This is a genomic window from Shewanella sp. BC20 (genome assembly GCF_003129585.1).
GTDB classification, from domain to species: domain Bacteria; phylum Pseudomonadota; class Gammaproteobacteria; order Enterobacterales; family Shewanellaceae; genus Shewanella; species Shewanella seohaensis.
In genome coordinates, this window is sequence record NZ_NHRI01000014.1 from 67,003 (window position 1) to 79,450 (window position 12,448).

General features: G+C 48.5%; 11 protein-coding genes. 4 read left to right on the forward strand and 7 right to left on the reverse strand.

The window, feature by feature from the left end; genetic code table 11:
* The first annotated feature begins 37 nt into the window (after positions 1–37).
* The gene (locus tag CBX96_RS14835) at positions 38–4,555 is read left to right on the forward strand and encodes an EAL domain-containing protein (RefSeq protein WP_109287228.1); all 4,518 of its coding nucleotides are present in this window, start codon (positions 38–40) and stop codon (positions 4,553–4,555) included.
* Between the two features lie 59 nt (positions 4,556–4,614).
* On the opposite strand, the gene CBX96_RS14840 is transcribed toward CBX96_RS14835, so the two are convergent.
* Together CBX96_RS14840 and CBX96_RS14845 are read right to left on the reverse strand one after the other, a co-directional pair.
* Positions 4,615–5,706: a branched-chain amino acid aminotransferase gene (locus CBX96_RS14840; protein WP_011624359.1), complete on the reverse strand. Its 1,092-nt coding sequence runs from the start codon at positions 5,704–5,706 to the stop codon at positions 4,615–4,617.
* 156 nt (positions 5,707–5,862) lie between these two features.
* The gene (locus CBX96_RS14845) at positions 5,863–6,678 is read right to left on the reverse strand and encodes a DUF1223 domain-containing protein (RefSeq protein WP_109287229.1); all 816 of its coding nucleotides are present in this window, start codon (positions 6,676–6,678) and stop codon (positions 5,863–5,865) included.
* Positions 6,679–6,762: 84 nt separating this feature from the next.
* Between CBX96_RS14845 and CBX96_RS14850 the strand changes: the two genes are divergently transcribed.
* Positions 6,763–7,029 (forward strand): Rho-binding antiterminator, encoded by a 267-nt coding sequence (locus tag CBX96_RS14850; protein ID WP_181382214.1) that lies wholly within the window; start codon positions 6,763–6,765, stop codon positions 7,027–7,029.
* Positions 7,030–7,046: 17 nt separating this feature from the next.
* Complete coding sequence (locus tag CBX96_RS14855) at positions 7,047–7,382, forward strand: hypothetical protein (protein ID WP_109287231.1); 336 nt, start codon at positions 7,047–7,049, stop codon at positions 7,380–7,382.
* Positions 7,383–7,541: 159 nt separating this feature from the next.
* Here the strand turns inward: CBX96_RS14855 and CBX96_RS14860 are convergent, their stop codons facing one another.
* On the reverse strand, positions 7,542–7,898 hold the full coding sequence (locus CBX96_RS14860; protein WP_037413739.1) for a RidA family protein: 357 nt from the start codon (positions 7,896–7,898) through the stop codon (positions 7,542–7,544).
* Between the two features lie 56 nt (positions 7,899–7,954).
* A complete protein-coding gene (locus CBX96_RS14865; protein WP_109287232.1) occupies positions 7,955–9,460 on the reverse strand; it encodes a Na+/H+ antiporter NhaC family protein in 1,506 nt (501 codons plus the stop codon).
* A gap of 179 nt (positions 9,461–9,639) precedes the next feature.
* Between CBX96_RS14865 and CBX96_RS14870 the strand changes: the two genes are divergently transcribed.
* Entirely contained in the window at positions 9,640–9,861 is a 222-nt protein-coding gene (locus CBX96_RS14870; RefSeq protein ID WP_089066742.1) for a cell division protein ZapB, read from the forward strand.
* On the opposite strand, the gene CBX96_RS14875 is transcribed toward CBX96_RS14870, so the two are convergent.
* The 3 genes from CBX96_RS14875 to CBX96_RS14885 all read right to left on the reverse strand — a co-directional run bounded on the left by CBX96_RS14875 (position 9,858) and on the right by CBX96_RS14885 (position 12,440).
* On the reverse strand, positions 9,858–10,070 hold the full coding sequence (locus CBX96_RS14875) for a DUF1107 domain-containing protein (RefSeq protein ID WP_011624366.1): 213 nt from the start codon (positions 10,068–10,070) through the stop codon (positions 9,858–9,860). The genes CBX96_RS14870 and CBX96_RS14875 overlap by 4 nt on opposite strands.
* Before the next feature lie 593 nt (positions 10,071–10,663).
* Positions 10,664–11,275 carry a thiol:disulfide interchange protein DsbA/DsbL gene (locus CBX96_RS14880; RefSeq protein WP_109287233.1) on the reverse strand — a complete coding sequence of 204 codons (612 nt, stop codon included), beginning with the start codon at positions 11,273–11,275 and terminating at the stop codon, positions 10,664–10,666.
* Positions 11,276–11,402: 127 nt separating this feature from the next.
* Positions 11,403–12,440, reverse strand: a complete 1,038-nt coding sequence (locus CBX96_RS14885; protein ID WP_109287234.1) for a serine/threonine protein kinase — start codon at positions 12,438–12,440, stop codon at positions 11,403–11,405.
* Between the last annotated feature and the right edge of the window lie 8 nt (positions 12,441–12,448).

The following is a 12,448-nucleotide window of genomic DNA, read 5'->3' on the forward strand; positions in this document are numbered from 1 at the left end:
AAATGCACTATACCGCCCAGTTTTGGGTTAATGGGTTTTGATAGGGGTAACTTTGAGCCATCCAATCCTTAAACTTTTCTTCGCCGCGCTCTGTCTTCTTGGCTTATCTGGATCGCCGCTAACAGGCTTGGCATTACCCTTAAATGCGGCTAACACACAGCTGAAATTTGAACATATCCGCAGCGAAGAAGGCTTAAATCAAAATACCATTACCAGCCTGTTTATGGACAGCGCAGGCATGCTCTGGATTGGTACTCAGGATGGATTACACAGCTACAACGGTTACAATTTCAACCTCTTTATCCACTCGCCAAACGATCCTAAGAGCATTTCCGAAAGCTATGTATCAGACATTATTCAAGATGCACATGGCTATATTTGGGTTGGCACTTTTAGCCAAGGGATCAACCGTTTAGATTTAAAAACCGGCACCTTTGAACGCTTCGGTGTCGAGCAAGGCCTGACTGACCCTAGAGTCACTAAACTCAACATTGTCGGCAATACGCTGTGGATTGGTACGCAGGGCGGATTATTTTCGCTCTCCACCCGTACCAACAGAATTACCCAAGTGTCATTAGGGACGAGTATCGAACCCCAAATCACCAGCTTAGCCAATGTGGATAACACCTATTTGCTGGCGGGCACTAAGGCCAGTGGCACCTTTGCCGTAACGGCCAATACCATCACCCGACTCAATGTACCTCAGGATGTGGTCGCCTATCAGATCAAGGCGAATTCGACCCGCGCCATTACCTTGGCCCTTGGCAATCAGCTCTGGCACTATGATCTGGTATCACAGCAGGGACAAGTACTCTGGCAAACAGAGCATAATGTCCCTTACATCAAAGACTTTATCCAAACACCCCAAGGGCAGTTTTGGGTAGTGGGACCTGAGGCGGGTTTGATCCAGCTAGATCGTGAAGGTGAACATTTCGTCGCGGCCTACCATAAGTACGATACCAAGCGCCCCACGAGCATCAGCGAAAACAATATGCTTTGTCTGTTAGAGGACCCGTTTGGCAACCTATGGATTGGCGCGAGTTATTCGGGGCTGAATAAGATCAATACCCGTCGGCAGTATTTTCAGCATTTATCTGAATACTCAACAGAATTTCCCCTGCAAAGTAATAATATTCGCTCCATTTACCGCAGCCAAGATAACGCTCTATGGATAGGGACCGAAGGCGCAGGACTCAAGCGGCTCGCCTTCAATCACACTCAGTACGAGCATTACACTTCCTTTTTTGCCAACGCCTTAGGCCTAAAGACGCAAAACTTAAACCTGACCGTGCGCTCCATTGTTCAAGACCAGCAAGGCACGCTCTGGTTTGCCAGTAACTATGGGCTGGGCCGCCTAAGTTCTAGCGGTGACTTTAGTCTGTTAAAGGTTTCCGATAATCAAGATACCTCCACAGAAGCTAACCATATCCGTAGTTTAGCGCTAGATGACCACAACAGGCTGTGGGTTGCGACTACCCATGCCCTGTATCGAAAAGCCTCAGAGAATGATGAGTTTACGCCCGTCTCCATCACCAATATTGATAACTTTCACCCCGAGCAAAATATTCTGCTCACCCTAAGAGTGGATAACACCACACTGTGGATTGGCTCACTCAATGGTTTAGTTAAACTGGATATGCAAACGGGGAAAGGGGAAGCGTTTTACCACGACCCCCATGACAAAAATAGTATTATCAACAACCGTATTAGAGACATTTTAGTCGCCAGTAATGGCGACATCTGGTTTGCGACCCATGGCGGTATGAGCCGCTTATCGGCACAAGCCGACACTCCGATATTTAAGGATTATACCCGTGAGCAAGGTCTGCCCAGCGACACCATTTACGCCCTGCTGGAGGATGCCGATCATCATATTTGGTTTAGCAGTAATGCGGGTATCGGCAAGTTAAATCCCGTCAGTGGCAAAGTCATCAATTTTAACGAGCAAGAAGGCCTGCAGGCGCTCGAATTTAACGGTGGCGTGAAACTCAAAGATCAAGATGGCGACCTCTGGTTTGGCGGCATTAACGGAATCAATCGCTTTAATCCTAAAGCATTGCCCGACAAACGGGGCGAAGCCCGAGTCGCACTCACCGCCTATAAGATTGCCGGTGAAAAACACACCATCCTCGATCTTAGCCACCCGCCGCAAATCGTGATGAACTACACCGATCAATTGGTCAGCTTTGAGGTCACCTCGCTGGATTTTAGCTACACAGGCAAAAACCGTTTTAGCTACTACCTCGAGGGTTTCGATAACCAATGGCACGATTTACCCACGGGGAATGAAATCACTTTTACCAATATCGAACCAGGCCATTATGTACTGCATGTGCGACATTCCTTGGAGTACAACAACGAAGGTAATTATGCGTTGTTGGTCGATTTAAGTGTAAACGCCCCCTTCTACCGCACTCAATTTGCCTATGTGCTTTATGGGTTACTGGCATTAGCCTTATTGGTCATTATCTATCGGTGGCGTAAGCAAAAACGTAACCAACAACAAGAGTTTGAGACCAGCATCCGCGCCTCCGAAGAGCGGCTAAAATTGGCACTCTGGGCTTCGGGCGATGGCATGTGGGATTGGAATATCCAAGAACAGCAGGTCTATCGTACCCATACGGATATTCCGGTTTCCCAGTGGAGTAGCGACACACTGTTGCACGACAATGCCCACCCTGAGGATAGGGAGCGGTTTAAACAAGTCTTGACCGACCATCTACAGGGGCGCACACCATTTTTTGAAATGGAATATCGCATCGAGCATTCACCGGGTAACTGGCTGTGGATCCTTGAGCGCGGCAAAGTAGTCGAAACCAATGAGCTGGCCAGACCCGTGCGTATGACGGGCACCACCCGTAATATCACTTCGCGTAAGTTGATCGAAAATGAGCTAGTGCTCTCTTCTCAAGTGCTTAACAGCATGAACGAGGCCGTTGTGGTGGCAGGTTTGGACTATCGTATCCGTTCGGTAAACCCCGCCTTTAGCGCCATTACCGGATATTCGGAGCGGCAAATCAGCGATAAGTATTTAATTCACTTAGCCTACAGCCGACAACAGCGAGACCTCTTCAATGGCATTGAGCAGCAACTGCTGCGCCATAAACATTGGGCGGGTGAAATTTGGATCCGCAACAAGGCACGCAAGGCGATTCTAGTATGGCTTGAGATCAACCAAGTTATCGATGTGAAAGGGGAAACCAGTCACTTTGTGGCGGTGTTTACCGATATTACAGAGCGTAAAAAGGCCGAAGAGGATCTTCGCTTCCTCGCCAGCTTCGATACTCTGACAGGGCTGCCGAATCGTACCTTGTTCCAGGACAGGCTCAACCACGCTATATCTCAAGCCCATAGATCGAATAATATCGTCGCCCTGCTGTTTTTAGACCTCGACCGCTTTAAGCATATCAATGACTCCATGGGGCACCATATTGGCGATCTGCTGCTCAAAGCCGTGGCCCACAGGCTGCAAAATGCTGTTCGCGAAGGGGATACGGTGGCCCGTTTAGGCGGCGATGAATTTACCATTATTTTGGAAGGTGTGGCGAAAACCAAGGCGGCGACGCTGATCTCAGAGAAAGTGCTCAAAGCCTTTCAGGCGCCCTTCTTACTCGATGATAAGTCCCTGACTATCTCAACCTCGATTGGTATCAGCCTGTATCCCAACGATGCGGAAGATGTGGATTCACTGATTAAGTTTGCCGACACCGCCATGTACCACGCCAAGGCGCTCGGGCGAAATAACTTTCAGTTTTATACCAATAAACTCAATGAGATGGCAACGCGCCATGTGCAACTTGAGGCAGGGCTTAAACAGGCCATCTCACGCAATGAGTTAAGCTTGGTGTATCAGCCCAAGTTTTGTTTACGCAATGGCTCACTCACAGGGCTTGAGGCGTTGCTGCGCTGGCATCATGCCGAACTAGGCCCAATCTCGCCCGCCGAGTTTATTCCGCTGGCGGAGGAAACCGGCATCATTAACCAAATTGGCCATTGGGTGATCAACCACGCTTGCCAGCAACTCGCTGAGTGGAATGAGCTAGGTTTTGGCGATATCAGCATGGCGGTGAACCTTTCGGCAAGGCAGTTGAAGGCCGATATTATCTCGACCATCGAAGTGGCTCTCGCGGTATCAGGTTTACCCGCCAAGGCGCTCGAGCTGGAATTAACCGAGTCGATGATCATGGGTAATCCGCAGGAGTCGGTTAATATCCTCTCTAAACTCAAGGCACTAGGATTAACCATCGCCGTGGATGATTTTGGTACTGGTTACTCTAGCTTGAGTTATCTTAAACGTTTCCCTATCGACACCTTAAAAATCGACCGTGAGTTTGTGCGCGACATTACCAACGACCCCGACGATGCAGCCATTACCAGCGCGATTATCGCCCTCGCCCACAGCCTAGAGTTAAATGTGGTGGCGGAAGGGGTAGAAACCCAAGAGCAGCTGAACTTCTTGGCGCTACAAGGCTGCGATCAGGTACAGGGCTTCCTGCTGAGTAAGCCACTCAGTGCTCAGGATTGCTTAGCGCTGTTGCAACAACGGATAAAATAAAATCAGATAAAAAAATAAGGCTCCCTAAAGGAGCCTTATTTCATTGAATCATTTAATGATTAAGGTGCGACACGCTCAACACGTTTCACCCAGCCATCCGGGCCTTGGATATGGCCTTTCTGGATATCGGTGTACAACTTGTAGATGCGTTGAATATGCTCACCCACTTCACCGTTGCCCACGGTCACCACTCGGCCATCTTCAAAAATATAGGAACCGACAGCAGATACCACGGCAGCTGTACCAAAACCACCCGCTTCGATAATCTCACCAGATTCGATATCGGCGATAAACTTATCCAGCATAACAGTCTCTTGGCGCACTTCGCAGCCGAGTAACTCACCCAACTCCATAATGGATTGCGAGGTAATGGATTTTAAGATGGTATCGGTGAAGGTTGGGATGATCACTGTGCCATCTTTCAGAATGTGGAAGTGGTTCATGGCGCCCGCTTCTTCAATCTGTTGGTTGTTCGCATCTAAATACAGCACCTGTGATGCACCAAACTGCGCGGCAGCCTTACCGGCACGCAATGAGGCAGCATAGTTACCCGCCGCTTTAGAGGCGCCAGTACCACCCGATACGGCGCGATGGTAAGTCTTGCTGATCAGCAGACGAATACCTTTATTCACACCCGCCGCATAGTAAGCACCACTTGGGCTTAACACCACGCAGAATGTGTAGCGCGTACTTGGACTCACAGACAGACGGTCTTCGGTCGCAAAAATAAAGGGGCGAATGTATAAACAGGCACCTTCTTGCATCGGGAACCAGAGACGGTCTACGTCGATCAAGGCGTTGATCGCATCGATTTGCATCTGCTCATCGATATTAGGAATACAGACAATATCCGCGGAACGATTCATACGCTCGGCGTTTTTGTTGATACGGAAAGTGTAAATTTCGCCATCTTCATGCATAAAGGCCTTGGCGCCTTCGAAGATTGACTGACCATAATGCAGGGCCATCGCACCCGGCGCCATTTCAAACGGACCGTAGGGCACAATACGTGGATCGCGCCATTCACCATCGCGATAATCCATTAAAAACATATGATCGGTTCTGAGGCTACCGAAGCCCACATTTCCTTCGGGCTTGAATTGCTCAGTACGGCGTTCGGACGCAGGTTTTAAATCGTATTTTATTTCCATCGCATACCACCTTGATTACTGAACAAGCAGACTAGGTAGCGGCAGGAATAAAGTCAATAGGTGAGATTCATCTAAAAGTCTTAGCCGATAAAATAAGCGGTTAAAAAGATGTCTTAACAACTTGCCGTTAGGGCAAATCGCTTCATTTACCTCCCCTTATTGACTTTGGATTTCGTCATGCGGCGCCTCAAGCCAGCCGCCCACGGCTTGTATAGGTTCTTCATTTAGCGTTAACCAGGCCACCCAAGCCAAACGGGGCGCACTAAACGCTGATGCGGGAATGGCATCGAGGGATTGGGTAAACTGCAGCGTAGGGTCTTTGGCATGCTCAAGCACACTCCTCGCGGGCAAAGATTGCAAACTCAGCACCACAAAATCATGGGGTAATTGCCTATGGCGATTCTCGCCGCGTTTTATCTCAGTCGTAAAACCCGAGCCGACCAACGCCAAATGCAAACGTGTTCGATACAAGTCTTTATCCTGTGCCCAAGTGGGCTGCGGCTCAAAACTCGCCTCAAGCTGCTGGTTGGCGATACTCAACTTAAGCATCCCCACCTCAGGTTGAGGCATAGCAAAGATCCCATCTAACTCACCCGAGAACCAACCACGCCACTCCTTAGCATTAATCACAAACTGCGGTGTATACACTTGCCGCGTATGCTTTTGGTTTAAATGTTGATATTGGCGCTCACTGAAAGCCCTTTGGCCAAAAATATCCTTCCATCCTAGGTAATCCCAATAAGTCACATGAAAGACTAACGGAAAATATTTCTGCCATAGGTCGGTCTTATTAAACTGCTCAGATAACCAAGCCTCGGCGGGTGGACAACTACTGCAGCCCTGTGACGTATAAAGTTCGATAATATAAGGGCGGGTCACGGCACTCTGCGCTTGAAAGGGCGTCAACGACTGAGCAAACACGGGTTGCAACAGCGGCCAGAACAAGATGCTCACTAATAGGATTCGTTTCATTATTTCTCCTCTCTTATACCAATCGTATTAATAGAGAAGAAGACCTTGAATCGCATCCAAATCATTCACACTAGAGGAAAGATGATGTCTGACTACAAAATGATCCCCTGTGCCCACTACGATTACCTTGAGCTGGCCTGTATGCACGGCTATCACCTCGACATTGAGTTGCAGGACGGCAGTCTGTGCCAAGCACGGGCAATCACGACCCAGACCCACGCCGATAAGACTGAATGGCTAGTCGTCGAACATCAAGCGGGCCAGCAAACACTGAGACTAGATAACATTATCGCCATCACGCCCACTGATCCCCATGCCAGTTTTGGCCGTGTTATGATTGCGAGCCAGTAGTAATGGAGCATAAACAAATGACAAGGATGATACTGTTGCTGGAATTAGGTGATTGGACTGGCGGCAATCATGGTCAGTCCCCCTACTTGGTGGAGTTTGATAGCGAGCGACTCGATTCCCCCTTTGACGTTAGCGAAGGTTGGGGACATGGATTAGGCGGCAGCTGTTATTCGTTGGCACGGTTTGTTGAAACTGAACATTATACTCAACTCAAGCACCACGCATCTTGGGCCGCGACCATCATAGAGCAAGGTTTACCAACGCTGGATATAGAGGCCATCGCTCAAGGCTTACTGGCGCAGTATCCCTCGCACCGCCCCAATATTCCGGCGAACTTAGCCCGCTATTTCTAACTGAAGATCTTGCTCTAGCTAATGATCGCGTTCTAATTGAAGATCGCGTGGCGTAGCCTTGTTACGGTAGATATGCCGCAGCATTTAAGGCAGCAATGGTTGAGGGCGAGTAAAGCCAAGTTCGACTTAGCTTTACTGCTAACTTAGATTAGAAGCGAGTTACGCCTTAGCGACTGCGGCAATCACAGAAACTTCAACCAGATATTCTGGCTCGGCAATGGCCGCCTGCACACAAGCACGGGCAGGCGCATGACCCTGTGGCACCCAAGCATCCCAAACCGCATTCATGGCATCGTAGTCATTCATATCCTTTAGATAGATAGTGGCTGACAACAAGTGTTCCCGAGAACTGCCCGCCTGCGCTAACAGAGTGTCGACTTCCTCTAGCATAGTCGTCGTTTGTTCGGTGATGTTTTGATACTTATCCTTCGCCACTTGGCCACATAAGTACACTGTGCCTTGGTGGATCACTATGCTGCTCATACGTGTACCAACATCTAAACGGGTAATGCTCATAGGGATAATCTCTTAAATCAAATGGTTAATTCTACGGGCATTCTACCCCGAAAGGCTCAGTTTGTCTGCGAACGAGCGCTCAGCCAAGGTGGATAAAAGCGTGTCATTAAGGCCAATAACCCTAACGCAGTGCCTATGACCCCAAACCACACGAACAGGGTTGCAACCGATAAGTTAACTAACTGAAATCCCACTAATGCCGCACCAGCTCCGATTAATGCAAACGGCAGTTGAGTCACCACATGGTCATGGGGTAAACAGCCTGAACTCGTCGCGCTCAGCACGCTAGTATCGGAAATCGGCGAGCAATGATCGCCAAACACAGAGCCCGCCATCACCGCACTCAATACAGGTAACAACAAGCTGGCATCCATGTTATGGGCAATTTCCCCACCGATGGGGATCATAATCGCAAAGGTGCCCCAGCTTGAGCCTGTGGCAAAGGCCATAATAGCGCAGAGTAGAAACATCCCCGCCACCAGCAGACTCGAGGATAAGTACAATTTAGCCCAAGCCGCCAACAAGCTCGCCACGCCCAGATCTTGGATCACCGCGCCTATCATCCAAGTACAGAGTAAAATCGCGATGGCAAAAGCAATCATCCGCACGCCATGCACTAAGTCCGCCAGCAGTTTCCCTATGCTTCGGCCCGACAACATCAACAACACTAGCGTGACTAAGGTCGATAACAGACAAGCATCGCGCATCGCTGCGCCAATATCGGCTTTAGCTAACCAGGCCGAAACATCCCATGACGGCACCTGCTGCGCGCCAGACCAGAGAGTTAAACCGACAGAGGCGCACAGTAAGGTCAGCATGGGAATCGCAAGTAACCAAGGATTGCCTTGGGAGGGAGTTAAACTTGGCTCAACGGGATCTGCCGCCAATAGCGCATTCTCGATGGGGCGAAATCCCATCCCAAACCAAGCCACAATCAGCGACAAGCCTAAGGTGGTTATCGCATAAAAATTGAATAAGGCGACGTCGATAAAGGCCTCAAGGGCAGAAACGGGTAAAAAGCTGAGTCCCGCCAAGAGCGCCATCACATAGGGTCCCCAGCTAGAAAAAGGTAAGAGCGAACAGAGCGGCGATGCATTAGAGTCAACTAAATAGGCCAACTGCGTCTGACGGATGCCATAACGCTGGCTCAGAGGTTGGCACACATGCCCCACGGCGAGGCAACTAAAAATACCATCGATAAAGACTAGCCAGCCCAACAGCACCACACCAATACGCGCCTGTCGCCCCGTGCGAATGCGTCGATATAGCCAATCACCAAATTGCTCTACCGCACCGCTTCTGGCAAGGAGCTGCGTCATGCTGCCCAGCAGCAACATGGCCATCAGCACATTTAAATGCCACCACTGCCAAGCGCCTTGGCTGTAAAACTGCTTAGCGCCTATCTCCAAGAGATAGCCCAAGCTTTGCCCTATATCGAAGTGAGCAATGATTAAGGCGCCCGAGAGGATACCGACACCCAGCGCCACTAAGGTACGCCGCAGCCATAGGGCTAACACTAGGGTTAATAACAGGGGAAGTATCGCAAGCAGATTCGGCGACATGGGCCTTTCCGATAATAAATAAACCCAAGAATACTAACGAGTTAGTAACAAATGCAAAAAAACTTAAATTCGTACGCGGTTATCGGGCATTTTTTAACCAAACGACAAAGACTGCTATTCCTTATGCTATTGGCACTGCTAGAATCACAGTCCCATCCAGAAACTATAGGACTCTCCAGATGAGCCTTGAATTACTGTCCAAACTGGAAACCAAGATCCAGGCTACACTCGAAACTATCGAGCTTCTAAAAATGGAGCTAGAGGAAGAGAAGCAAAAGACGTCGACCTTGAGTGAGCAAAATCAACAATTATCTGAGCAAAACCAACAACTGCAACAAGAACTCGCTTCTTGGAACGACAAAGTCACCGGACTTGTTGGCCTGCTCAACAGTGAAATCTAAGCTGTTTTAGTTTGATGATTCTGCGATTCAATCAGTTCGTTCAGCTCTAAGATAGCCTGCTTCACTTTTGGCAGGCTTTTTCTTGGCAATAAAAAACGCCCCTTTTCAAATTCTAATCGACCTAAGTCTTTAACCCATATCACGCCAGTAAGAAAAATACGCGCATGCTTTGCAATAAGCTTCGGTGCGTATACAGGGAAAACTCTCATACAACCCCCTACAGCATTCTTGTTATTGATTACAGTTGTTTGACAGAAGCATTACCTATTGAGTTTCATCCCTGATAGATTTTTTTCAATATTTACAATAAAATTAATGTAACTGCATGATTTTTAATTAGAAATAACAAAGAAATCATAAAAACACTTAACAGTCAATTTTTTGACTATTGACATTATTTTGACGCCAAACTAGACTTATCCACGTTACTCAGGGTAAAAATGAGTCATATGACTCAAGTCCGTACTCTCCATTATCGGAAGTACGGTTTTTTTTTGCCAAATTTCCACCGCTAGTAGAGTTTTCAGATTCATATTGCCCGCATTTGCCTACTGCCGTGTTTCTGCAAACGTCCGTGCAACATAGTAATTATCTATAAACGGACGTTAATCAGCAGAAAGCCTGCCAAGCATGAACACTCCTTGGTATCAGATACGAATATTTCGAAGTTCTGGTTCAACTATTTGCGACTATGTTGCGCAAACCAATAAAAAAGGAGCGCTAGGCTCCTTTAATTTTATGCTCGCAGTATCAATCAGTTAGATTACAAAATGATGATAAAACAGCGGCAATCGGGTGATCATTACTGTTTCTTAGCTAAATAATAAGCGATATCTAACAGCTCATCGTAAGACTTGATCGCACCCGTTTCGACGCGGTACTTGCCATTCACCACTAATGCAGGCACACCTGAAATCTTCGCGTTTTCAGTATCACGCTTCATCTTCGCCATTTGCGCTTTCACCATAAAGGAGTCAGCCGCCGCATCGAAGGCTTTGCCGTCTACGCCGTTAGCCACGAACAAGGCGCGCACGTCATCACGGTTAGTGAAGTGTTGTTTCTTCTCATGGATGGCTGAAAATAGAGCCGCATCCATTTTATCGTCCACATTCAGTTGGTGCGCTACCGCAAAGGCGCGTGACATTTCTACGCCCATTTCCTTACCGATAAAGTCAACGTGGGCTTGGTTAAATGCCACACCTTCTGGCTTCTCAGCCAAAATTTTAGGCACTACAGTTTTAGAGAAGTTGAAGCAATGTGGGCAATAGAAAGAGAAAAACTCGGTGATTTCAGGCTTAGCTGTCGCTGGGCCGTCGTTAATCACTGTGTAGTGTACGCCTTCTTTGTACTCAACTGCCGATACAGTTAATGGAGCCAATAACAGCGCTACCACCATAAGTAATGCTTTTTTCATGAATTTTCCTTAAATCAATTTTCAAAACTAGCTGGAGCCTAACATATTTCATTTTTTGAGTGTAACTCAAGCCAAGAGTTCAATCGGTTTGGGCTAAGAGGTGCGTAATTCCACCCTGTTCACACATTTAGTAGGGGATCAGGCTCAGCGGCGGTTCATCGAGTGCCGCGAGTTGCTCCTTAAAGGCTAAGATCTGCTGCTCCCAATACTTTTCATCCCCAAACCAGGGGAAATGCATAGGGAAAGCAGGATCTTGCCAACGCCTGCCAATCCAAGCGTTATAGTGCACCATCCGTAATGCGCGTAGGGGTTCAATCAGCGCCAACTGCCGAGTATCGAACTCACAAAACTCTTCATAAGCCTCGAGTAATACCTCGAGTTGCAGTTGCTGCTGCGCTCTATCGCCCGTCAGCATCATCCATAAATCTTGAATAGCCGGTCCCATACGGGCATCGTCTAAATCCACAAACCCCGGCCCATCGGGTGTCCAAAGAATATTCCCCGGATGTAAGTCCCCATGCAGACGAATGGGCGTAAAAGCTTGCTGCGCCCAACGCTGATTCACCTTAGCCAACACTTGCTCCACCACGGTAAAAAACGCGGGGCGTAGTGTGTTTGGTACTAAGTCTGACTGCTTTAACCAGGCTAAAGGTTCATCGCCTAAAATCTGCGGATTTAGCGGCTCACGGGCCTTAAATGTCGACTGGGCACCGTACTGGTGTATACGGCCGATAAAACGCCCAACAAATTCCAACTGCTCTAAGTTATCCACTTCGAAGGGGCGACCGCCGATGGAGGGAAACAGTGCAAACCGAAAGTCGTGGAAATGATGCAAGGTCTGCCCTTGCACACATGCGGGCACCGCCATCGGGATTTCCTGCTCGGCAAGCGCGATGGCATAGTCGTGTTCTTCTTGGATCTGTGCATCGGTCCAACGATCGGGGCGATAAAACTTCACCACATAGCGTTGCCCTTCATCGCTGCGAAATTGATACACGCGATTTTCGTAGCTATTGAGCGCGAGTAGGCCTGTCTCTGGATACACCCCAAGACTCTCGATCGCATCTAAAATCAAATCCGGCGTTAAGGCCTGAAAGTCAAAGGCTGCGCCCGAATGCATATCATCAACAGCACCCTGAGATGGAACTAACTTATCTTGGCTCATTGCGACTC

Excerpts from the sequence above, each read along its gene's own strand:
- CBX96_RS14840 (WP_011624359.1), bottom strand. The coding sequence starts at position 5,706 with ATGGAAATAAAATACGATTTAAAACCTGCGTCCGAACGCCGTACTGAG.
- CBX96_RS14845 (WP_109287229.1), bottom strand. The coding sequence starts at position 6,678 with ATGAAACGAATCCTATTAGTGAGCATCTTGTTCTGGCCGCTGTTGCAA.
- CBX96_RS14850 (WP_181382214.1), top strand. The coding sequence starts at position 6,763 with ATGTCTGACTACAAAATGATCCCCTGTGCCCACTACGATTACCTTGAG.
- CBX96_RS14855 (WP_109287231.1), top strand. The coding sequence starts at position 7,047 with ATGACAAGGATGATACTGTTGCTGGAATTAGGTGATTGGACTGGCGGC.
- CBX96_RS14860 (WP_037413739.1), bottom strand. The coding sequence starts at position 7,898 with ATGAGCATTACCCGTTTAGATGTTGGTACACGTATGAGCAGCATAGTG.
- CBX96_RS14865 (WP_109287232.1), bottom strand. The coding sequence starts at position 9,460 with ATGTCGCCGAATCTGCTTGCGATACTTCCCCTGTTATTAACCCTAGTG.
- CBX96_RS14870 (WP_089066742.1), top strand. The coding sequence starts at position 9,640 with ATGAGCCTTGAATTACTGTCCAAACTGGAAACCAAGATCCAGGCTACA.
- CBX96_RS14875 (WP_011624366.1), bottom strand. The coding sequence starts at position 10,070 with ATGAGAGTTTTCCCTGTATACGCACCGAAGCTTATTGCAAAGCATGCG.
- CBX96_RS14880 (WP_109287233.1), bottom strand. The coding sequence starts at position 11,275 with ATGAAAAAAGCATTACTTATGGTGGTAGCGCTGTTATTGGCTCCATTA.
- CBX96_RS14885 (WP_109287234.1), bottom strand. The coding sequence starts at position 12,440 with ATGAGCCAAGATAAGTTAGTTCCATCTCAGGGTGCTGTTGATGATATG.